The 19,908-nt window shown below is 68.4% G+C and carries 18 protein-coding genes and 5 pseudogenes; 14 read left to right on the top strand and 9 right to left on the bottom strand.

Going from position 1 to position 19,908, the window contains the following annotated elements; all coding sequences use genetic code 11:
- Positions 1-68: 68 nt before the first annotated feature.
- Positions 69-749: a DUF6445 family protein gene (locus ACZ7M3_RS35535; protein ID WP_472068839.1), complete on the bottom strand. Its 681-nt coding sequence runs from the start codon at positions 747-749 to the stop codon at positions 69-71.
- Positions 750-957: 208 nt separating this feature from the next.
- Between ACZ7M3_RS35535 and rpmF the strand changes: the two genes are divergently transcribed.
- The 3 genes from rpmF to ACZ7M3_RS35520 all read left to right on the top strand — a co-directional run bounded on the left by rpmF (position 958) and on the right by ACZ7M3_RS35520 (position 2,553).
- On the top strand, positions 958-1,128 hold the full coding sequence (rpmF, locus tag ACZ7M3_RS35530; protein ID WP_472068837.1) for a 50S ribosomal protein L32: 171 nt from the start codon (positions 958-960) through the stop codon (positions 1,126-1,128).
- Position 1,129: 1 nt separating this feature from the next.
- The gene (locus ACZ7M3_RS35525; RefSeq protein WP_472068835.1) at positions 1,130-2,092 is read left to right on the top strand and encodes an ATP-binding protein; all 963 of its coding nucleotides are present in this window, start codon (positions 1,130-1,132) and stop codon (positions 2,090-2,092) included.
- A gap of 68 nt (positions 2,093-2,160) precedes the next feature.
- Positions 2,161-2,553: an SCO5389 family protein gene (locus tag ACZ7M3_RS35520; RefSeq protein ID WP_472068833.1), complete on the top strand. Its 393-nt coding sequence runs from the start codon at positions 2,161-2,163 to the stop codon at positions 2,551-2,553.
- Between the two features lie 24 nt (positions 2,554-2,577).
- Here ACZ7M3_RS35520 and ACZ7M3_RS35515 read toward each other — a convergent pair whose 3' ends face one another.
- Positions 2,578-4,995: a SpoIIE family protein phosphatase gene (locus ACZ7M3_RS35515; RefSeq protein ID WP_472069131.1), complete on the bottom strand. Its 2,418-nt coding sequence runs from the start codon at positions 4,993-4,995 to the stop codon at positions 2,578-2,580.
- A 220-nt stretch (positions 4,996-5,215) separates the two neighbouring features.
- On the opposite strand from ACZ7M3_RS35515, the gene ACZ7M3_RS35510 reads away from it, so the two are divergent.
- Positions 5,216-5,974, top strand: coding sequence for a peptidoglycan-binding domain-containing protein (locus tag ACZ7M3_RS35510; RefSeq protein WP_472068831.1), 759 nt, complete (start codon positions 5,216-5,218; stop codon positions 5,972-5,974).
- Positions 5,975-6,053: 79 nt separating this feature from the next.
- Here ACZ7M3_RS35510 and ACZ7M3_RS35505 read toward each other — a convergent pair whose 3' ends face one another.
- Entirely contained in the window at positions 6,054-6,908 is an 855-nt protein-coding gene (locus ACZ7M3_RS35505) for an alpha/beta fold hydrolase (protein WP_472068829.1), read from the bottom strand.
- On the bottom strand, positions 6,905-7,858 hold the full coding sequence (locus ACZ7M3_RS35500) for an alpha/beta hydrolase (protein ID WP_472068827.1): 954 nt from the start codon (positions 7,856-7,858) through the stop codon (positions 6,905-6,907). Before ACZ7M3_RS35500 ends, ACZ7M3_RS35505 begins: the two co-directional genes overlap by 4 nt.
- A gap of 297 nt (positions 7,859-8,155) precedes the next feature.
- Between ACZ7M3_RS35500 and ACZ7M3_RS35495 the strand changes: the two genes are divergently transcribed.
- The 4 genes from ACZ7M3_RS35495 (at position 8,156) to ACZ7M3_RS35480 (ending at position 10,915) form a co-directional block, all read left to right on the top strand.
- Positions 8,156-8,878, top strand: a complete 723-nt coding sequence (locus ACZ7M3_RS35495; protein ID WP_472068825.1) for a hypothetical protein — start codon at positions 8,156-8,158, stop codon at positions 8,876-8,878.
- 47 nt (positions 8,879-8,925) lie between these two features.
- On the top strand, positions 8,926-9,600 hold the full coding sequence (locus tag ACZ7M3_RS35490) for a hypothetical protein (RefSeq protein ID WP_472068823.1): 675 nt from the start codon (positions 8,926-8,928) through the stop codon (positions 9,598-9,600).
- Between the two features lie 101 nt (positions 9,601-9,701).
- Positions 9,702-10,256 carry a hypothetical protein gene (locus ACZ7M3_RS35485; RefSeq protein WP_472068821.1) on the top strand — a complete coding sequence of 185 codons (555 nt, stop codon included), beginning with the start codon at positions 9,702-9,704 and terminating at the stop codon, positions 10,254-10,256.
- 59 nt (positions 10,257-10,315) lie between these two features.
- Positions 10,316-10,915 carry a cation efflux transmembrane domain-containing protein gene (locus tag ACZ7M3_RS35480; RefSeq protein ID WP_472068819.1) on the top strand — a complete coding sequence of 200 codons (600 nt, stop codon included), beginning with the start codon at positions 10,316-10,318 and terminating at the stop codon, positions 10,913-10,915.
- 39 nt (positions 10,916-10,954) lie between these two features.
- On the opposite strand, the gene ACZ7M3_RS35475 is transcribed toward ACZ7M3_RS35480, so the two are convergent.
- Positions 10,955-11,620 carry a nitroreductase gene (locus ACZ7M3_RS35475; RefSeq protein WP_472068817.1) on the bottom strand — a complete coding sequence of 222 codons (666 nt, stop codon included), beginning with the start codon at positions 11,618-11,620 and terminating at the stop codon, positions 10,955-10,957.
- 21 nt (positions 11,621-11,641) lie between these two features.
- Here ACZ7M3_RS35475 and ACZ7M3_RS35470 point away from each other — a divergent pair, with 21 nt between their 5' ends.
- Positions 11,642-11,923 carry a S1 RNA-binding domain-containing protein gene (locus tag ACZ7M3_RS35470; RefSeq protein ID WP_472068815.1) on the top strand — a complete coding sequence of 94 codons (282 nt, stop codon included), beginning with the start codon at positions 11,642-11,644 and terminating at the stop codon, positions 11,921-11,923.
- A gap of 67 nt (positions 11,924-11,990) precedes the next feature.
- Positions 11,991-12,819 (top strand): annotated as a pseudogene (locus tag ACZ7M3_RS35465) (IS5 family transposase).
- 60 nt (positions 12,820-12,879) lie between these two features.
- Here ACZ7M3_RS35465 and ACZ7M3_RS35460 read toward each other — a convergent pair.
- Complete coding sequence (locus tag ACZ7M3_RS35460; RefSeq protein ID WP_472068813.1) at positions 12,880-13,386, bottom strand: SMI1/KNR4 family protein; 507 nt, start codon at positions 13,384-13,386, stop codon at positions 12,880-12,882.
- Between the two features lie 268 nt (positions 13,387-13,654).
- Here ACZ7M3_RS35460 and ACZ7M3_RS35455 point away from each other — a divergent pair.
- A pseudogene (locus tag ACZ7M3_RS35455) lies at positions 13,655-14,770 on the top strand (IS256 family transposase); the annotation flags it as partial.
- A gap of 5 nt (positions 14,771-14,775) precedes the next feature.
- Here ACZ7M3_RS35455 and ACZ7M3_RS35450 read toward each other — a convergent pair.
- Both ACZ7M3_RS35450 and ACZ7M3_RS35445 read right to left on the bottom strand, forming a co-directional pair.
- On the bottom strand, positions 14,776-15,177 hold the full coding sequence (locus tag ACZ7M3_RS35450) for a hypothetical protein (protein WP_472068811.1): 402 nt from the start codon (positions 15,175-15,177) through the stop codon (positions 14,776-14,778).
- Positions 15,174-16,028: pseudogene (locus tag ACZ7M3_RS35445) on the bottom strand (IS5 family transposase). Before ACZ7M3_RS35445 ends, ACZ7M3_RS35450 begins: the two are co-directional and overlap by 4 nt.
- Before the next feature lie 102 nt (positions 16,029-16,130).
- On the opposite strand from ACZ7M3_RS35445, the pseudogene ACZ7M3_RS35440 reads away from it, so the two are divergent.
- A pseudogene (locus ACZ7M3_RS35440) lies at positions 16,131-16,262 on the top strand (IS256 family transposase); the annotation flags it as partial.
- A 160-nt stretch (positions 16,263-16,422) separates the two neighbouring features.
- Here the strand turns inward: ACZ7M3_RS35440 and ACZ7M3_RS35435 are convergent.
- Positions 16,423-16,803 (bottom strand): annotated as a pseudogene (locus ACZ7M3_RS35435) (helix-turn-helix domain-containing protein); the annotation flags it as partial.
- Positions 16,804-17,545: 742 nt separating this feature from the next.
- Here ACZ7M3_RS35435 and ACZ7M3_RS35430 point away from each other — a divergent pair.
- Both ACZ7M3_RS35430 and ACZ7M3_RS35425 read left to right on the top strand, forming a co-directional pair.
- Positions 17,546-18,319 (top strand): IclR family transcriptional regulator, encoded by a 774-nt coding sequence (locus ACZ7M3_RS35430; RefSeq protein ID WP_472068809.1) that lies wholly within the window; start codon positions 17,546-17,548, stop codon positions 18,317-18,319.
- A gap of 209 nt (positions 18,320-18,528) precedes the next feature.
- Entirely contained in the window at positions 18,529-19,287 is a 759-nt protein-coding gene (locus ACZ7M3_RS35425; protein ID WP_472068807.1) for a hypothetical protein, read from the top strand.
- Positions 19,288-19,908 lie beyond the last annotated feature (621 nt).

The raw sequence follows: 19,908 nt of genomic DNA, 5'->3' as shown, positions 1-19,908 counted from the left end.
CACCGCCCCGCACGGCCGAGCGGCCCCGGACTCCGAGGCCCGGGGCCGCTCGGCATCAGCACATGGGCTCACGCCATCCAGAAGAAGACCGCGGTCATCCGCTTGTCCTCCATCGTGCTGCCCCAGTAGCCGGTGGCGCTGTGCATCAGGTTGGCGTGGTAGAGGAGCAGCCGGTTGTAGCGGTGCGGGACCTCGAGGTCCTCGACGAAGGAGTCCGGCGCCACGAACCGCGTACCCAGCGCGTCGACCAGGTTGTTGTGCGGAGCCGCCACCACGTTGCCGCCGAGCCGCCCGCCGGGCAGGCTCTGCCGGTAGAAGCTCGTGCCGCAGCTCTTGGGTACGACCGGGTTGAGATAGAGCACGGCGGCGTACCGGCACAGTGCGCGGGAGTCGGTGTGCGGGCGCGGTTGGCCCTCGTCCTTGCCGACGACCTGGACGCAGTTGTGGTTGAGCGTGCCCCCGGAGGGCGTGCTCTGCACCCACAGCTCCTTCGCGCCCGTGGCCTTCTTCACCAGCCGTTCCACACGGGCCAGTTCACCCGGTTCGAGCCCCGGCATCGTCCGCAGGCCCGGCCAGCTCTCCGAGGTGTACGGGTAGCCCTTGGCCCAGTCGTCCTTGGCGAGACAGCGCGCCCGGACGGCGTCCACGTCGGGCAGCACATCGTCGAAGACCCAGTAGTCCCGCTCACGGGTCGGTTTCCGATACGGGAGGACAGGGAGGGCCGGAGTCCGTGGGGGGTGTGAGGACATGCGGCCGACCATAGTGGCGGCGTCGGTCACCACTCGCCTTGGAATTGGTCAACAATCTGTCAACTTCGCTTGGTCGCAAGGCTGTCCGCGCGCCCTCCGTGCATCGGGCATGCCCCGTGCACATCCCACTCGCGCCCCGCGTGTCAGCTTGGAAATGAGATCCATTTTCAGATAGCGTCAGTCGTGTCCACCTACCTTGGAGACCGACATGGCCGTGCCCAAACGCAAGATGTCCCGCAGCAACACCCGCCACCGCCGCGCCCAGTGGAAGGCCGCCACGGCGCGGCTCGCCCCGATCTCCGTCGACGGCGCCTCCCACCTCGTACCCCAGCGACTGGCCAAGGCGTACGAGCGCGGCCTGCTCCGCCCGGAGGGCTGAGATGCGCGCGGCCTTCGTCGGAAAGGGCGGCAGCGGAAAGACCACGCTGTCGGCCCTCTTCTCCCGCGAGCTGGCGCACTCCGGCGCGCCCGTCGTCGCCATCGACGGCGACATCAACCAGCACCTGGCCCACGCCCTCGGCCTCGGCGACGACGAGACCTTCGCCGCCCCGCCCCTCAGCGCGCGCCTCGGCGAGATCAAGGCCCACCTGCGCGGCAGCAACCCGCGCATCACCTCGCCCGAGGCCATGATCAAGACCACGCCGCCGGGCCGCGGCTCACGCCTGTTGCGCCTCCTCGGCGACGACCCGGTGCACACGTCGCACCTCCAACGGGTCGGCGGCGTACCGCTGATGGTCACCGGTGAGTTCGACGAGAGCGATCTCGGCGTGGCCTGCTACCACTCCAAACTCGGAGCGGTGGAGCTGTACCTCAACCATCTCGTCGACGGGCCCGGCGAGTACGTCGTCGTCGACATGACCGCCGGTGCCGACGCCTTCGCCTCCGGACTGTTCACCCGCTTCGACATGACCTTCCTGGTCGCCGAACCCACCCGCAAGGGCGTCTCCGTCTACCGCCAGTACCGCGACCACGCCGAGGAGTTCGGCATCCCGATCGCGGTGATCGGCAACAAGGTCACCGCCGAGGACGATCTGCTCTTCCTCAAGGAACACGTCGGCGACGACCTCCTGACGTACGTCCGGCACTCCTCCTGGGTGCGTGCCCAGGAGCAGGGCCGACCCCACGGCGACCTCGAACCGCACAACATCCACGCGCTGCGCCACATGCGGACGGCCCTGGACGCCCGTACCAAGGACTGGACGGCCTTCCAGGAACACGCCGTCGCCTTCCACCTCCGCAACGCCGCGGCCTGGGCCGACCGGGCCACCGGGACCGACCTCTCCGCACAGATCGACCCCGACTTCCGGCACGGCCCCACCGCCCTCGATCCGTCCACCGACTGACCCCCCGCGCACGGCCGGATCACCACCGGCGCACCACCGCACCACCTAGCGACAGGAATGCCACTCTCATGTCACTCGACGTCTCCCCGAAGCTGCTCGCCGAAGCCGAACGCGGTCCGGTCCGCGCAGCGGACTTCGTGGACACCGTCCGTACGTCCCTGCCGTACGCGTACGACCTCATCGCCGACCTGGCTCATCAACTCCGTGACGGGACGGCCGAGTTCGTCGACAACCACACTCCGCCGCCCTCCGAGAAGGAACGCGGCCAGCTACTGCGGGCGCTCGCCAGCGACGCGATCCGCGGCAGCCTGGAGCGGCACTTCGACGTCACCCTCGCCTTCATGAACTGCCACCGCGTCGCTGTCTTCCGCCCCGAGGACCAGGGCGGTGCGACCCACTCCCGGTTCACCTCGCAGCGTTCGCAGATCCTCAACCAGTCACCCGAGTTCCGCGACTGCTGAACCCCGCGGCCACGCGTCCGTCCGTCACGTCGTGGGCTGGGTGGTCAGCGACTGCTCGGCCCAGATGACCTTCCCCTCGGGGGTGTAGCGGGTGCCCCAGCGCCGGGTGTACTGGGAGATCAGGAACAGCCCGCGGCCTCCCTCGTCGGTGGTCTTCGGGTGCCGCAGATGCGGGGCGGTCGCGGCGCCGTCGGAGACCTCGCAGATCAGCGCCCGCTCGGTGATCAGACGCAGCCGGATCGGCCCCGAGGCGTACCGGATCGCGTTGGTGACGAGCTCACTCACGACCAGCTCGGTGGTGAAGGCCAACTCGTCCAGGCCCCACGCGCTCAGCTGCTGCGTCGCCACCTTCCTGGCCTCGGCGACCATGGCTGGATCCGCGGACAGGTCCCAGCTCGCGACCTGCTCGGCGTCGAGCCGGCGGGTGCGCGCCATCAGCAGCGCCACGTCGTCGTACGGCCGCGACGGCACGAGATCGTCCACGATCGTGCGGCACATGCCGTCCAACGGCTGACGGTGCGAGGCCAACGCGCCCCGCAGCCGCTCCCGGCCCGCGTCCGGATCCCGGCCCGTGCGGGGCGTGGCGATCAACCCGTCGGTGTGCAGGGCGAGCACACTGCCCTCCTCCAGGGTGAACTCCACCGATTCGAAGGGCAGTCCGGCGACACCCAGCGCGGGACCGCGGGGAAGGTCCGCGAACGTGACGGTGCCGTCGGGGGCGATGACCGCGGGTGCGGGATGCCCCGCGCCCGCCATCGCGCACCGCCCGCTCACCGGGTCGTACACGACGTACAGACAGCTGGCTCCCACGGCCTGCATCCCGCTGGTGAGGGTGTCCGCGCCGCTGCCCTCCTCCCGGGCGGCCCGGCTGACCAGATCGTCCAGGTGCGCGAGCACCTCCTCGGGCGACAGGTCCAGATCGGCGAGGGTCTGTACGGCCGCCCGCAGCCGCCCCATGGCGGCGGCGCCGTCGATGCCGTGGCCGGTCACCTCGCCCACGACCAGTGCCACCCGGGCCCCGGACAGCGGAATGACGTCGAACCAGTCCCCGGCGAGGCCCGTCAGCTCGTCCGCGGGCCGGTAGCAGGCCGAGACCTCCACCGCGTTCTGCTCGGGGAAGCGGTGCGGGAGCAGATTGCGCTGGAGAACGAGCGCCGCGTCGCGCTCACGGGTGTAACGACGGGCGTTGTCCAGGCACAGCGCCGCCCTGCCGACGAACTCCTCCGCCAGGCTCAGATCGTCCTCGTCGAAGGGGTCCTCGCGGTCGCGCCGGAAGAACGTCGTGATCCCCAGCGTGACGCCACGGGCCCGGACGGGCACGATCATCGCGCTGTGCAGCCCGAGGTCGAGGAAGGAGGCGGCCGGGCCCTCGCGGGCGCTCGTGCTCCACTTCCTGGCCTGCGGATCCAGCCGCGCCTCACACCAGGACCGGCCCTCGGCCAGAGCGCGCACCGGGGGAGAGGTCGCCTGGTAGGTCGCGGCCTCACCCACCTCGACAGCGGTTTCCGGGATACCGGCCCGGACGGACTGCTGTCCCGCACGCCGCAGTGACACCACGTCCGAGTCGCTCAGCCGGCCGGGCACCGGTTCGGCTCCCCTGAGCACGGACTCCAGCAGGTCCACGGTGACGAAGTCGGCCAGCCCCGGTACGGCGACATCGGCCAGCTCCTGCGCGGTGTGCAGGACGTCCAGACTGCGACCGATGTGCTCGCCGGCCCGGTCGAGCAGCGCCAGCCGCCGTCGCGCACGGTAGCGATCGGTGACGTCGACGACGGTGTAGTAGACCCCGATCGGGTGGCCGTGGTCGTCCTCCAGCCGGATGAACGACAGGGAGTGCGCGGACTCGCGATGCGGCGCGGACTGTATGCGGCCCACGTGCTCGTACCCGACGACCGGCCGGCCGCTCTCCAGCACCCGGCGCATCTGCGCCTCGAGCGTCTCGGCGTCCAGGCCCGGCTGGATGTCGCCGAGCCTGCGGCCCAGCCGCCGGTGCGGCGGGCCCCCGCCGAACTGCTCCAGCGCGGCGTTCGACCACACATAGCGCAGGTCCGTGTCCACGATGGCGATGCCCACCGGCGAGCGCGCGTTCATCCGCTCCAGTACCGACCGGCTCATGCTCCAGCCGGGGCCACCGGCCAGATCGGCGAGCAGCACCACCCAGCGCGTCGGCCCGCCGCGCTCGCGTATCGGGACGGCCCGGACCATCACCCGGACCGCGTGCCCGTCCCGGTGCAGCGCGGACAGCAGTCCCGCCCAGCCGCCGCCGTCGCGGCACCGCGCCGAAAGGTCGGGGATCCGCGCCGCGTCCTCCGGAAGCAGCAGGTCGGCGGCGTGGCGGCCCAGGACCTCGGAGGGCGCGTACCCCAGCAGGCGCTCGGCGTCCGCGGTCCAGCTGGTCACCGTCATCCGTGCGTCGAGCAGCAGCGGCGCGGCGTCCGCCATGTCGAAGCGCCGGCGGGCGGCCGACACGTCTCGTTCCTCGCTCGTAGCCACGGCGACCCTCTCCGCTCCCCGAAGGTGGTCCTACCCGCTATTTGCCCATTCTTCACGTTGTACGACCACGTGAGCTCGGGGGCCTGGGGCGCCGTTGAACCCCGGGGCCGCCGGCCGCGTATCACTCCACGGGGATGGCGTGAAACCGCGCGCACGGAAGGAGAGCAGTGTGCCGACACCGCCCGAACCAGGGCAGCCCGGGGGGCGACGGGCGATCGAACCCACCTATGTTCAGCGGCGCCGCCGGACGGAGGCACTCGCGCAACTTCTGAAGGAGGTGCGGGAGGAGCAGCACGGGCCCGACTCGGACGAGAACTACGAGGTCATCGCCGTACCGGCCGCGACGGTCGCCGTAACGCCGCCGGTGGCCGAGGACGCGACCGAGGAACTGCCACCCGTCCTGGTGGGCGAGGACTACACCCGGGGCGGGAGACCGGTGGGGGCTCGCGGGCCCTCCTCCGCTCCCGGCGCCCACCGCGAGCGCGGGCCCGCGGGCGAGCGGACGGCCGGGTGGGGCGCGGGGCACCGCCGCGCGGCGGTCGTCATCGGGGTCACGGGGGCGGCCCTCGTCGGCTTCGCCCTCGCGCTCCTGCTGCCCGGCGGTGAGCAGGAGGCCGGCGCACAGGCCGGGCGGGCCCCGACCGGCGCGCCCACGACGGCCGCCGCCCAGGCGCCGTCCACGAGCGCCGACCCGGACGGTGCGGGCACCCTCCGCGAGGGGGACAGCGGCCCCGCGGTCAAGGACCTGCAGCAACGTCTGCTCCGGATCCCGAACGTCTACGACCAAGGCTCCACGAACGGCACCTACGACGCCACGCTCACGGCCGCGGTCGCGCGCTTCCAGCTCTGGTACGGGATCAGGGGCGACGAGACGGGTGTCTACGGCAACGACACCCGCGCCGACCTCGAATCCCGTACGACGCTGTGACCCCGTACGACGTTATGACCCCGTACGGCTGTACGGCTCTATGGCTGTCGAACGGGTGCCGAGCGCGCCGTCAGGACCGTCAGGTGGCCGCAGACGACCGGGTGAACTCCCTTATGGCCCGGGCGAGTTCCGTCGGCCGGTCCAGCGGGACGAGCGTGAAGCTGTCGTCGATCTCGACCAGCCGCCCCCGTGGGAGCAGCGCGGCGAGGCGTCGGCCGTGCTCGGGCGGCATCACGCGGTCGCCGCGCGCCCAGACGACAAGGGCGGGGCGGTCGAAGCGCGGGAGTCGTTCGGCCGCGGCGAGCAGCAGACCGGTGTCCGCCGCCGCCGCGCGCAGGGTGCGCACGGCATCGCGGCGGATCTCCGGCCGTTCGAGGACCGGCCTGATCCACCGAGCGGTGGCGGCGTCTCCCCGCAGCGTCAGCCACCCGAAGGCGACCGGCATGCGGCGCAGCGGCCGCAGCCGCATCTGCTGCATGAACATCCCGAACAGCCGAGGTGGGAGCCTGCCACTGAGGACGAGCGTCCGGCCCGTCAGCCCGGGCGGGAAGTTGTCGAAGGCGTCGCACGACACGAGCACCACCCCCGCCACCCGTGCCGCACCGTCGACCATCATGAGCTGGACGAGCGCTCCGCCGGTGTCATTGCCGACCAGGACGACGTCCCGCAGATCGAGGCGGTCGAGGAACTCCGCGACCAGCCGGGCCACCCCGGGCAGCGACAGGTCGGCGTCGGCCCGCATGCCGTGCCGATGCGCCCCGAGCGGCAGGGTCGGCGCCACGCACCGGTGGTCGGCGGCGAGCTCGGTGATCGTTTGGTCCCACAGCGAGGCGTCCATCATCAGCCCATGCAGCAGCACCAGCACCGGACCGTCGCCACCCGTGTCCCGGTACGCGACCGTCCCCGCCGACAGCTCGATCTCCCCCGTCGTCATCCGCGCTCCACGGAGGCGACGGAGGCCACCGGGGAATCGAGCACATGTCGGCGCAGGAACGACAACTCGGCGTCGACCGCCCGTTCGTGCGCGTCCAGGAACGGCGCGTAGTGCCCGCCGGGCAACCACACCAGCTCCGCGCGGGGCGCCCGCCGCGTCGCGCGCACGGCCGCCGTGGGCGAGGCGGACTGATCCTGCTCGCATACGACGACGAGCAGCGGACACCGTACGCGGGAGGCGTCACGGCCGGGACGGTAGAACCCGAGGCCGAGCGCCGAGCGGGCCGCGACCTCCTGCCGCCAGTCCGGATACCGGTCGCCGGGATTGAGCGCGCGCGGGACGTCGGCCGTGTCCGGCGTGGTGAGGACGGCGACGGTGCCGGGCTCGCCGCCGAGTGGCACCAGCAGGGGCGGACGGCCGAGGAGGCCGCCGGCCGCGTCGAGGACGCCCCTGCCGAGCAGGCGCAGCAGGGCGAGTGGTTTCTGGTGGCGCGCCGCGAGGCGTGCGGCGGCCGGACCCCCTACGTTCGGCGTCTGGGCGATCACCGCGGCGAGGTGCGGGGTGCGCGCCGCGAGCCGGAGGAGGTGACCGGCGGATGCGGAGAACCCCCAGACCGCCAGCCTGCTCCGATCGACTCCCGGCAGGGTCGCGGCGAACGCGACGGCGGCTCGCCAGTCCGCCAACTGCCTGCTGACCGAGGCGACTTGGCGCGGGCGGCCGCCGCTCTCACCGAATCCGCGATAGTCGAAGGCCAGCACGCCGAACCCGGCGTCGTGGAACCGCCGCGCGAACAGGTCGGTGCCCGGTTCCTTCGTCACGGCGAACCCGCCCGCCATGATCACACAGGAGCCGTCGCTCCCCGGATAGTGCCAGGCGGCGCACTCGCTGCCGCCACTGCTGAAACGGACCTTCTCCCGCTCCCCGGTCACCGGATCGGTCACGTCGTTCATAAGAGCCTCCTGTCATAAGGGCCTCCCGTCATAAAGGCCTCCCGCGCGCGTCTGCCGCGTCTTTGCCGAGCGTCCGCATCCAAGAGGGTTGATGAGGACCCCGGTGTGACATCGCCGCGAGGGGCATGCCGGCCACACCGGACCGAACGCTCAACTCCCGTGCCGGACAAGGCCCCCAGGGTCAATCCACCTGAGAGCGTCAGCCGTTGCGAGCCAGCCGCGCAGAGGTGAGCGTCCGGGCTCGGAGGCGAGTGAAACCCGGCGCCACGGTATGGGGAGCCATGCGAACATCAGCGGGTGACCGACGATGAGGAGCTGTTCGCCGCCGACCTGATCGGTGAGCGGCTGCTGCGGGTGACCACGGCTTGGCACCACCATGCCGATGGCGAGCCGTCGCTGCTGCATCTGTGGCTTCATCTCGAAGGGCTCGGCCCGGTCCACTTCCACACACCCAGTACCGGCCTGTCGCTGACGATCGACCAGCCGTACGAGCCGTACTCGATGGAGCAGTACGGCAGCCTCGTGGTCGTCGAGGATCCACCTGGCCTGTCGGTGACCCGGTTCATCGGCGAGTCGGTCCGCTCGGTCCGAGAGATCAGTCATCGGGACGCGCGCGTCGACTTCGGGGCCGGACTCACGCTCCAGTTCCCCGGCGGGAGCATCCGCCTACTCGCCCTCGACGACGAGCTCGTCCTCGCCCACGACCAGCACCTGGGCCCTGTCGAGAGCCACTTGCACGAGGACGTGATCCTCGCCCGGGTGGTACAGACCAGCGGCGGCTTCCCGTCGCAGTGGGACGCGTGGACGACCGGCGGCCAGTACCTGTATCTGCGATACCGGCACGGGGAGGGGACCGTCGAGCGGCATCCGAGCGAGGACACCGACACGTGGGACGGTGAGGAGTCCAGGCTGTGGACGAAGTGGGACGACGGGACCGACGGTGGCCACATCGAACTCACCGATTTCCTCGCGCTGGCCGGCCTACGGCTGGCATCCGCCGCAGAGATCTCTTGCGGATGATGACGCGGTGCCGAGCATCAGCGGCAACCAGTGATGGAGGGGTGGGAATGGCACTGGAGATGATCCCGGACAGGCCAGGTCGGGAGGCGGTGTTCGAGCCGCTCCTTGATGAGTTGTTGGCGCTGTTCGGTCCGGACTGGGTCCAGCCGGAGCGGATGGTGGGGGAGCATCAGCATCATCGTTGCGAGGTGAAGCGCTGGGAGATCGGCCGAGTGGCTGAGTCGGATCCAGACCTCACCCGCCGGCATGCGGACCTCCTTGTGCACGCCGCCATGCACGATCAGTGCCGCAGCGGAATCAACCAACTCGTCCGGCCGCTGGTGAACGCCCTCGGATACCGCTGGGTACAAGAGGAGATCATTCGGTACGTGCGTACCGGCTCCGAGGCAGAGAAGGTCGGCGCGACCATGGCCTGGTACTTCGCACGCCCTCCTCTCGAGTACGCGGAGTACCCGTCGTGGGAGGAACGTGCACCCACCCCGGAGAGCAAGGCAGCGGTGGAGGCCCTGTCAGATCTCCGTGACTGCTACCACGTTGCGGTCCTGGCCGCCTTCCTGTCCTGCGAGGACCCGGGAGTCCGCCAGGACCTCTCGCTGTGGGCGTCTCTCGATCCGTCCGTCTACCCGGACGACCTGCAGATCGCCCAGAAGCGGGCCAAGGACATCATCCTGGCCGATCCCGAGCACTACCGCTGGCTGCTCCAACGCTCTGGCCATGGGTGACGGCCCGCTCTCCGCCACGGACGATGACAGAGAGTGGGGAGTGGGGAGTCCGGGGCGATACAGGGATGCGATGCTCCGCCGCCCAGCCGCATACTCACGACATGACCACCCTGTCCGCCGCGCATCGGTTCCGGGATCCGCGGAGCACGACGTACGACTTCATCGGCTCGATCCTCGTGCGCTGCCCCAACTGCGCGAAGGTCGCTCACGTCGTGCCGGCACCCGCGGGTGCCGGAGACGCGAGAGCGACACTGTTCACGCCCAGGCGTCTTGTCTGCCGCGACTGTGGGCTGTCACGGGTCTCGACCGCCGGACGCGTCTCCTTCAGCCGGGGTACGGCTCAACCCGCGACGGACCCGTACTTCGGCACGCCACTGTGGCTCCAGCGCGAGACCCGTCATGGGTGGTTGTGGGCATACAACCTGGACCATCTGGACCTGCTCCAGCACTTTGTCCAAGCGCCGCTGCGTGAACGAGCACCCTGGTACGACACCAGGCAGAAGATGACACTGGTGGCGCGTCTGCCGCCATGGATCAAGCGGGCGAGAAACCGGGACGAAATCCTGCGCGCTGTCACCCGGATCCGTTCCTCACTGACTTCCGACAGTGAGCGTTGGGCTGTTGACACCACATGCGTGCTCGCGGTGAGACGCTGACCGCCGTTCTCGGGCGACGGGGGTGCCGGTGGTGAGTGCCGACCGGAGAGAATCAGGACGTGACCGCTCCGCAAGAGATCTCCCGCGCTTCCCTGCTCCGCCAGGGCTTCGTCCTGGAATACACCACGCTGGCCTGGAACGTCATCGGCATCGTGGTGCTTGCCGTCGCGGCGGTCTCCGCCCGTTCGGTGGCGCTGGCCGGGTTCGGACTGGACTCCCTGATCGAGATCGGCGCCTCGGCGGTAGTGATCTGGGAGCTGTCGGACACCGGTGAAGCACGTCAGCGACGCGCGCTGCGGCTGATCGGCGTCGGATTCGCGGCGCTCGCGGTCTACCTGCTGGTGCAGTCCACCTGGGTGCTGGCCGCCGGTCATCACCCGCGCCATTCGCTGTTGGGCATCGGGTGGACCGCGGTCACCGTCGTCGTGATGTTCGCCCTCGCCGCGGGTAAGGCCCGCACCGGCGCCGCCCTGGACAACCCGGTGCTCAAGACCGAGGGCCGCGTCACGCTGATCGATGGCCTGCTGGCCGCCGCGGTCCTGCTCGGCCTGGCCCTGAACACCGCCGTCGGCTGGTGGTGGGCCGACCCGGCGGCCGGCTACGTGCTGGTCTACTACGCGGTCCGCGAGGTCCGCGAAATCTTCACCGGCGGCCACTGACTGACGACCCGTCTGTCGTGAGGATCACCGGTCAGCGGGTCATGCTCCGATGAAGCTCACCGTTTCTGTCATGTCCGCCCGCCCGGTACGCAGCCGTGGCACGCCTTCCTTCTCGAACCCCACCGCGACACCGCAGAACAGCACGAGCCCGTCGTCGGCTCCCACCACCTCGCTGACAGTCTCGCGGTACATCGTCCACATCACCTGGGGGCAGCTGTGCAACCCTTCCGCCCTCAGCAACAGCATGACCGTCTGCAAGTACATCCCCGCGTCCCCCCACTGTCCGGGCCCCATCGTCCGGTCGAGGTAGCAGAACAGTACGACCGGCGCCCCGAACGCGTCCGAGTTCACGGCGGCGATCTTCGTGGGCCTGTCGGGGTCGTCGCGCTTGATTCCCAGTGCTTTGTACCGCTGCGCAGCCGCGGCGGAGAAACGGTCCAGATACGGTGAGGTCAGTTCGGCCGGGTACATCGGATACTCCCGCTCATCACCCGGGTCTCCCGCCAGCGCCCTGGCCGTCGCACGTCTCTTCAGTTCGGCCAAGGGCTCACCGGTCACGACATACACATGCCAAGGCTGGAGATTCCCACTCGACGGAGCTCGCGTCGCTGCAGCCAGCACTCGTTCAAGTACCTCTTTGGGTATCGGCTCATCGCTGAACGCCCGCACGGCCCTGCGACTGTCCACGGCTTCATACACATCCACGTCTTCTCGTCCTCTCACTCCATGGCAGGCAGCGAAGACCCGTCGGCCCGTGCCCGCGAGAACCCCGAGCTACGCGCCTTCCTGGTGGCCATTCAGCCTGGACAGATCGTCTCCGGGACCGTGCCGGGGGTTCACAACTTCGGGGTCTTCGTTCATCTTGACGGCGAGCCCCAAGGGCTCTGCACTGGGTTCATTCGCGTGCCTGACCTGACGTGGGACCGGATCAATCACTCCTCGGAAGCGGCCGAGGCTGGCCAGCGGATCACCGGTGAGGTGATCATGTCTGAGACGCGTAATGGCTAGAGCGTGTCCCTTTGGTCGGTTGGTCCGTTGACCGGATAGGTCTGTCCGGTTAGTGATCACTGATGCGATGTGGGAGCGGATCGAGCCGCTGATGCCGGCCGATCCGGTCCGCGGCCGACGGTGGGCCAACCATCGCCGAACCCTTGAGGCCATCGCGTGGAAGTACCGCACCAACTCGCCCTGGCGGGATCTGCCCAACGAGTTCGGCTCATTCCGGACCGCCCACAAACGGCTGATCAGGTGGGCCGTGGACGGAACCTGGGGGTGATTCCTTGCGCCGTCCTGACAGTGGCGGACGCCAAGGACGACATCGACTGGACGGTGTCAGTGGACTCCACGGTCGTCCGGGCCCACCAACACGCTGCCGGAGCTCGCAAAAGGGGGCGGCCCGCGTCGGTGAGCCCGCCGATCACGCCCTTGGACGCTCCCGCGGCGGCCTGAGTACCAAGGTCCACCTGGCCGCGGACGGCGGTGCCAGGCCTCTGGTCTTCACCGTCACTGCAGGCCAAGCCGGTGACGCACCCGCTTTCGAGACGGTGATGTCCCGCATCCGTGTGCCTCGAAGCGGATTGGGCGGGACACGGACCCGGCCTGTGGCCGTGCTGGCCGACCGCGCCTACTCTTCCCGCGCCATCCGCAGCCACCTGCGACGCCGGGGATTCCGCGCAGTCATCCCGCAGCCGTGCAACCAGATCGGCCAGCGCCTGCGGCGAGGCCGCCGAGGCGGCCGCCCGCCAGGCTTCGACCGCGAGGCCTACAAACGGCGCAACACCGTCGAGCGGTGCATCAATCACCTCAAGCAATGGCGTGGCCTGGCCACCCGAACAGACAAGCTCGCCATCGCCTACCAGGCCGCATTTCACCTCGCCAGCATCCTCATCTGGATCCGACGCTGACGGAAGGCAGAACCTAATCCCACCAGTTGATGTCTCCGCGATTGTCGATCCTGGGGGCCGTCACCGCTCCGAAGCAGGATTCGTCGTGATGCTCCGTGGCCTCCGCCACCTCATGGAGCCATGAGCCCAAGCTGGCCAGCCCAGGAAGCACGCCTGGTCATCGTGAACCGCGTCACCGAGGTGGTTCTGCCACATTCCTTCCCCGGCATCGATGAAGTGATCGTCTCCGTCAGCTCCGGAGACAGGGACCCACTTCGCGCCCCACCACGGCGTTTCCGCCTGATCGGGGTCGTCCGGTTCCCGGAGTTCCATCCGCATCTCGCGGACCTCGATGATCTCCAATACCGAGTACAGCCTTCGGCACGGGAGCACACCCAGCAGTGAAGTCTCGTCGTCGTGGCAGCGCAGCGATTCGCGGAGGTCCGCAGGGAGCGGGAACCCCAAGCGCGACTCCGCCTCCTCAAGAGCCTGCCACGAAGCCGGCGGCTTCAGTTCTGTCAGGGCCTTCGGCGCATGTCGGGACAACCAGGCGTCGATGCGCTGCCACGACGTCGCTACTGGGGGCACCACCGGTGCTATGCCCCGTCGGGGGGGTCCATCATGCGGAGAATCGTCTACCCGTACTGATCCGGCTCGGACACACAGGCAGAACCAAGGGTTCACGGATGGCCAAAGAGACAGGACCTAGTCTCCTGAGTCGGGAATTCTGTTCAGATAGCTGGCGAGGCGTTCGAGGATCTCGGGTCTGTACGCTCACCGGTGTAATTGATGATCATGGAAGAGACATCAAGTGACTGACACCGTGACCGAGTTCGTGGCCGCCACTGACCAGCGGATCCGTCACCGGAGGCTGCGACGGTCGAGCAGAAACTGATCGACCAGCTCGTCGAGCGGGCCCGCAGCAAGGGGCTGCAGCTGACCGGCGAGGGCGGCCTGCTGCAGCAGCTGACCAAGAGGGTTCTGGAGTCCGCCCTTGAGGGCGAGATCACCGACCATCTCGGCTATGACAAGCACGACCCCGCGGGCAAGGACGGCGGCAACTCCCGTAACGGCACCCGGTCCAAGACGGTGCTGACGGACATCGGGCCGGTCGAGACCGACGTGCCTCGCGACCGGGAGGGCTCCTTCGAGCCGGCCATCGTCAAGAAGCGGCAGCGCCGGCTGACCGGCGTGGACGAGATGGTGCTCTCGCTGTCGGCGAAGGGCCTCACGCACGGGGAGATCTCCGCGCACCTGGCCGAGGTCTACGGCGCGGACGTGTCCAAGACGACCATCAGCACGATCACCGACAAGGTGATGGATGGCATGGCGGAATGGCAGAATCGGCCGCTCGACCGCGTCTACCCGGTCGTCTTCATTGACGCTATCAACGTCAAAATTCGCGATGGCCAAGTAGCGAACAGGCCGATCTACGTGGCCCTCGCGGTCGCCGCCGAGGGACACCGTGACATCCTCGGCCTGTGGGCCGGCGGCGGCGGCGAAGGGGCGAAACACTGGCTCCGAGTACTCTCCGAGCTCAAGAACAGGGGCGTCGCAGACGTCCTCATGCTGGTCTGCGACGGGTTGAAGGGGCTGCCCGACGCAGTCGGCGAGGTCTGGCCGCGAACTGTGGTGCAAACGTGCGTGGTTCACCTGCTGCGGGCGTCATTTCGATACGCGGCCCGGCAGGACTGGGACAAGATCGCGAAGGCGCTCAAGCCCGTCTACACCGCGCCGACCGAGGACGCGGCCACGACACGGTTCCTGGAATTCGCCGAGACCTGGGGCAAGAAGTACCCGGCGATCGTCCGCCTCGGGGAGTCCAGCTGGCCCGAGTTCACGCCTTTCCTTCAGATTGATGCAGAAATACGCCGCATTGTGTGCACGACCAACAGCATCGAGAGCGTCAATGCCCGCATCCGCAAGGCCGTCCGCTCCCGCGGGCTTCCCTACGGAGCAGGCCGCCCTCAGAGGGCGTTAAGTCCGTTTCTGGTAGCGGCCGCGTCCGGGTTGTTCGAGGAGTCCCTGGCGGACGAGTCGTCCCAGGCGGGAGCGGGTGACGTTGATCGAGGGCTCGTCGGTGGGCAGGCCGAGGTGTTCGTGCAGATCATGGACGCGGAACACCTTCCCGGGGTGCTGGTTGAACGTGGTAACGATGCGCTGGTAGACGGTGGCGGTGGTGGTCTCCGGGGTCGTAGCGTGGTCGGGAGGGGTGAGGCCGTCGATGACCTTGCGGGTGGCGGTGAGTTCGGCCAGGCGGGCTTCGGTCTCGGCGAGGGCGGTGGTGAGCCGCTCGATCTGCTCGCGCAGGTTGTCGGCTCGTTGGGCGGTCTCATCGTGGTCGGTCTGCAGCAGCCGCAGGAGTTCGCTGACGTTCACGCGGCCAGCTCCACGTCGTTCCGCCAGGTGGGGGTGGGGGTGGTGAGGCGGCGGAGCATGCCGGCGGTGGAGGCCCAGTAGACGCGGGAGGCCGCGTTGTCGGGTCGGTGGTCGTAGTCGCGGGCGAGGCGCCGGTGCAGCATGAGGGTGCCGTTGACCTGCTCGACCACCCACCGCTTCGGTTGCGGGACGAAGCCCTTGCCTGCGTCGTCGGGGTTGCGTCGGACCACCTCGACGGTGATGTCCTTCACCGCCCCGTGGATGATCACGGCGTCTTTGAAACCCTGGTCGACCAGGACCTTTTCCAGGCGTATCCCGCATCGTTCGGCCGCCTGGTCCAGCAGGGCGATGCCGGCCTCGTTGTCGTGCGCGCTCGCGGCCAGGATCACCACACCGATGATCAGGCCCAGCACGTCGACGGCGAGTCCCCGCTTCCTGCCGGGCGTCTTCTTGTTCGCGTCCAGTCCCGTCGTCTCCTTCGGCACCCCGGCCGCCACGCGGACAGACTGGGTGTCGATGATCACCAGGGACGGGTCCTCTAATCATCTGGACCGCTCCCGCACCTGGCAGCGCAGGATCTCCTGGATCCGCTGGTCAAGGCCGTCCTGGCGCCACAGGGTGAAGTAGTAGAACACCGCCGACCAGGCCGGGAGGTCGTGTGGCAGGAGCCGCCACTGACAGCCCGTCCGGTTCTGGTAGAGCAGCGCGTTCACGACCTCGCGCAGGTCGCAGGAGCCCGGGGCCCCGGTCGCCGACCGCGCCACCCGCTCCTGCTTCCACGCGGTGACCAGCGGCTCGATCAACGCCCACTGCCCGTCGGGCAAGTCGGTTGCGTACGGCATCCGTTCCATGCCCGCGACCCCATCATGCACACGACATGACACGAGGGAGGAACCGCCCCATCACCCACGAACGGGCGACACCACATCACCAGGAACGGGACTTAACGCCCTCTCAAATGTGTCTACATGGCCGTCCTGAGCCTCGACCCGACCGGGGCCGGCCGCAAACGCTGGACCATGCGCTGGAAGGGCGCCATGAACGCCTTCGACCTGGCCTTCGACGGCCGCCGCACCGCGGGCCAACTCTGGCCACACCAAGCCCAGTTACACCGCTCGCTTTACAGACCCGGTCCAGACAGAGGCCGACGACATCGTGGACCTTGTCGACGACGTACGGATCGGTCGACAGCTTGAAGGTCTCGGACCGGTGCGGCTGCAGGCCGAACGCCCGCCAGATCCGTGACACCGACGACTGTGAGAGGCCCATCTCTTTCGCCATCGACCGCGTCGACCAGTGCGTTGCGTTCTTCGGAGTGGATTCCAGCGTCTTGGCGACCACCGCGGCGACCTGTTCGTCGGTCTCTGTCCTGGGGCCACCGGAACGTGGCATGTCACCCAGACCGGCGATCCGGTACTGCATGAACCTGGCCCTCCAACGGCCCACCGCATGTGGCGTGGAACCGAGTTGAGCCGCCACGTCCTTGTTCGAGGCGCCCTCCGCGCAGGCCAGGATGATCCGACACCGCAAGGCCCACGCCTGCGGCGTGGAACGACCCCGCAGCCACCCCTCAAGTGCGGCCCGTTCCTCGTCCGACACCGTCAACTCGGTCTTCGGCCGCCCCATCCGTGCCATACGGCAAGCCGATACATATGAACAGAATTCCCGACTCAGAAGACTAGATCATGGTGCAGAACTACCACCGTGACGCCCCAGGACACCTCCGCTGGCGCACCGCCGAGACGGAAGGCGGGACCGGGCTGCCGCCCTCGTCCCGGACGGTCGTCTCTCCCTACGACACCTCGGCCCGCCGGCCACCTGCTCGAGTGTCACGCTCGAGCCGCGGTTCCTCGCGACCCGCACGACATCCTCGCGGAGCTCTTCCGGATACGGCTTCGGCACAGCGACATCCTTCCCACCCGCCCTACAGGGCAAGCCAGTTCAGATGTCACCCCGATCGTGCAGCAGACCGGGGGGTGTGATTCCCGTCATGCCGTCTCTGAAGGAAGTTCCGTGACGTGGAAGGCGGCCCGCCAGATCGCTCCACCTGGCGGAAGAAGTGGGTGGAACGCCTCTGAACTGCGGATTCTTGCCTTTGCCGGCAGGCCCGGCCCTCTTGGCGAGGACCCTTGACTGCCCGAAAGTCCGTACCGCATAGTCACTCCGACCGCGAGACGGAGGGGGGTGGTTCGCGTGCTGGCTAGACCACAGTGCGTGGGTCCCGGATGTATGGGGACGGACGGAAGTCGGCCATGCCCTCTCAACGAGGGCGTCGCGCCGCACGGGTGCGAGCGCGCGACCGTTCTGATGAACCCGGTTTCGACTTCTCGGACCAGTTCTCGGGCCGGACGAACGAGGGGGATGTCGCATGCAAGTTGTCGTCCGTGCGCTTCAGGTGTTGCGTGCGCTCGCGCCGAAGACCAGAGGTTCTACGCTCCAGGAGCTGCACGACGAGCTGGGAATCCCCACGGGGAGCCTGCACCGTCTGCTTGTCACGCTCGCCAGAGAGGACTTCGTCACCCGCTCTGAGGTGAATCGGCGCTACTTCCTCGGTCCGATCGCCCGCCAACTCGCGGAGCAGAACCAGCACCAGTCGGCTCTCCTTGTCACGCCGCACCGCGCTGTGGTCGCCGCCGCCGAGGCGAGCGGCGAGACGGTCTTCCTCACCGAGCTCATCAGCGGCAGAGCTGTGTGCGTGGCGCTGTCCGAGGGGTGCCATCCCCTGCGTCTGTTCGTCCGTATCGGTCAGGAGATGCCGCTGCATGCTGCCGCGTCGGGCCGGGCACTGCTTGCCTACCGTCCCGAGACGGAGACACGCGCATTGCTTGTCCAGCGCGAACTCGTCGCGTTCACGGAGGAGACCCCGGTCACGGTCGACGACGTACTGGCCCACCTCTCAGCGGTCCGAGCCCGCGGCTACGACGTCTGCGACGACGAACTCGACCGCGGTGTCTGGGCAGTGTCCGCACCGATCTTCACTTCCACGGGTGTGGTGGTGGCGAGTGTGACGCTTGCCGCGGCCGGCAGTCGGATGCGTGATTCCGTGGACCGTGCCGCCGCCGTGCACACCGTCCTGACCGCCGCACGCGATCTCTCCGCCGAACTCGGCCACACGGGGCAGTCGGGCGCCGTCGAATCCTAGGTGCCGAGCGGGCGGGCCATCGGACATGCGGTGCCTTCGCAAAGAAACGGGAGATGCCGCACCGCGGCGCCAGGACCTTTGGGGGAACCATGAAGTCTCTCCGGGATACGAAGGACTCTGTGAAAGCAATGCACCGGAACGACGCCCAGGGGGGCGGAATGGGGATTTCTGTAAGTCTTCGGGAAACATCGCAGCATCCGCTTCCGGTATTGCTCGCCCAGCAGCAGGATGAGATAAGGAAGCAGCAGCAGGAACTTCAGAACGCCTGGGAGAGGGTAGAACTCCTGGTCGGCAGATATTCCGTGGAGGATCCGGAGGAGCGGCGCTATGGAGTAGAACGTCTCCATGGGGCGAGCGCCGCGCGCAATCACTTGACAGGGCTCATGCGATCGACGGATCGAGAGGCACTTGCCCTTACCCCTGGATCTCCATCGCGCGAAATGGGTGCGACGACAGCAGAGTCGCTGGCGAAGGATATGCTGGAACGCTCGATCCGTGTCAGATCCATCTATTCCGACCGGATTCGCGAAGATGCGGAGTGCATGGTCAACCCGCAGGGCCTGGCCAGGAGTGGCGCTGAAGTCAGGACAATCCCCCGTCTATCGTTCCGCGTGTACATCGCAGACCGCAGAACGGCGCTCATGCAGCTGCACGGGAATGAAGCTCCCGGCGAGGCGATGGCGACCGAGGAGCCGGCAATGGTCGCAGTGCTGTGCTCGTTCTTCGACGCCCTGTGGGCATCGGCCACCCCGCTCGGCGGCACTGAACTCGAACACTCCTCGATCACCACTCAGGAGCATGAGCTCCTGCGACTGCTCGGGCAGGGGTTGACGGACGAGGTAGCCGCCCGGAAGCTCGGCGTCTCCCTACGTACGGAGCGCCGCATGCTCACGAAACTGTCGGATGTCCTGGACGCCCGGAGCAGGTTCCAGCTGGGGCAACGAGCAGTCGAGCATGGAATTCTGTGACGATCACGCGCGGGTCGCGGCGGTCCGTACTCGACGAGACCGCCGCGACCCGCACCAGATCAGCTGTCGCAGTTCTGGCAGCCGCGCTTCGCAGCACCGGTGGACAGCTGGCGAATGACATCCGCGTTCATGAATCTCTCCATTATTTCGGCATGCCCAAAGGCATGTGATTGATATTCCGAGGCCGTCCGGTCAGGCCGTCCGATCTCGATGCACTGCATCCTGGCACGGTGAATCGACCGGTGTCATCAGTTTTCTCTGAGGTGCAGTGCCTGAGGCATTTTCCTGTCATGTGGAGAAGTGAAGAGAGCGCGCAGAGCGGAAGCCGGCGCATCCGGCCGGCGGAGGCGGCATGAACGTGTCAGCCTTGAGTGTGGCGCCAGACTTCCTGAATGGAGAACAATCTCCAGAGGCGCGACCCGGATGATCTCGTGCCATGTACGGTCACTCACATAGGGGTTCTCCAGATGGCTCGCAATCCCGTCACGCGTATGTATGGCGCCGATTCCGCAGCGGGTCCGGAAGGGCAACCTTCATGCATGTGCCAAATCCAGAGGAGCTCGATGAAGTCGCCCTGCTGGAGCTGCGAAGGCCGCTGACTGGTGAACAGTCTCAGGGTGA

This window comes from Streptomyces sp. NPDC111656, assembly GCF_055656965.1.
This window is presented reverse-complemented; position numbering and strand designations above follow the sequence as displayed.

Bases quoted from the DNA above. Each gene is read 5' to 3' on its own strand.
- ACZ7M3_RS35535 (WP_472068839.1), bottom strand. From the start codon at position 749: ATGTCCTCACACCCCCCACGGACTCCGGCCCTCCCTGTCCTCCCGTAT.
- rpmF (WP_472068837.1), top strand. From the start codon at position 958: ATGGCCGTGCCCAAACGCAAGATGTCCCGCAGCAACACCCGCCACCGC.
- ACZ7M3_RS35525 (WP_472068835.1), top strand. From the start codon at position 1,130: ATGCGCGCGGCCTTCGTCGGAAAGGGCGGCAGCGGAAAGACCACGCTG.
- ACZ7M3_RS35520 (WP_472068833.1), top strand. From the start codon at position 2,161: ATGTCACTCGACGTCTCCCCGAAGCTGCTCGCCGAAGCCGAACGCGGT.
- ACZ7M3_RS35515 (WP_472069131.1), bottom strand. From the start codon at position 4,995: ATGGCGGACGCCGCGCCGCTGCTGCTCGACGCACGGATGACGGTGACC.
- ACZ7M3_RS35505 (WP_472068829.1), bottom strand. From the start codon at position 6,908: ATGACGACGGGGGAGATCGAGCTGTCGGCGGGGACGGTCGCGTACCGG.
- ACZ7M3_RS35500 (WP_472068827.1), bottom strand. From the start codon at position 7,858: ATGAACGACGTGACCGATCCGGTGACCGGGGAGCGGGAGAAGGTCCGT.
- ACZ7M3_RS35490 (WP_472068823.1), top strand. From the start codon at position 8,926: ATGGCACTGGAGATGATCCCGGACAGGCCAGGTCGGGAGGCGGTGTTC.
- ACZ7M3_RS35485 (WP_472068821.1), top strand. From the start codon at position 9,702: ATGACCACCCTGTCCGCCGCGCATCGGTTCCGGGATCCGCGGAGCACG.
- ACZ7M3_RS35470 (WP_472068815.1), top strand. From the start codon at position 11,642: ATGGCAGGCAGCGAAGACCCGTCGGCCCGTGCCCGCGAGAACCCCGAG.
- ACZ7M3_RS35430 (WP_472068809.1), top strand. From the start codon at position 17,546: ATGCAAGTTGTCGTCCGTGCGCTTCAGGTGTTGCGTGCGCTCGCGCCG.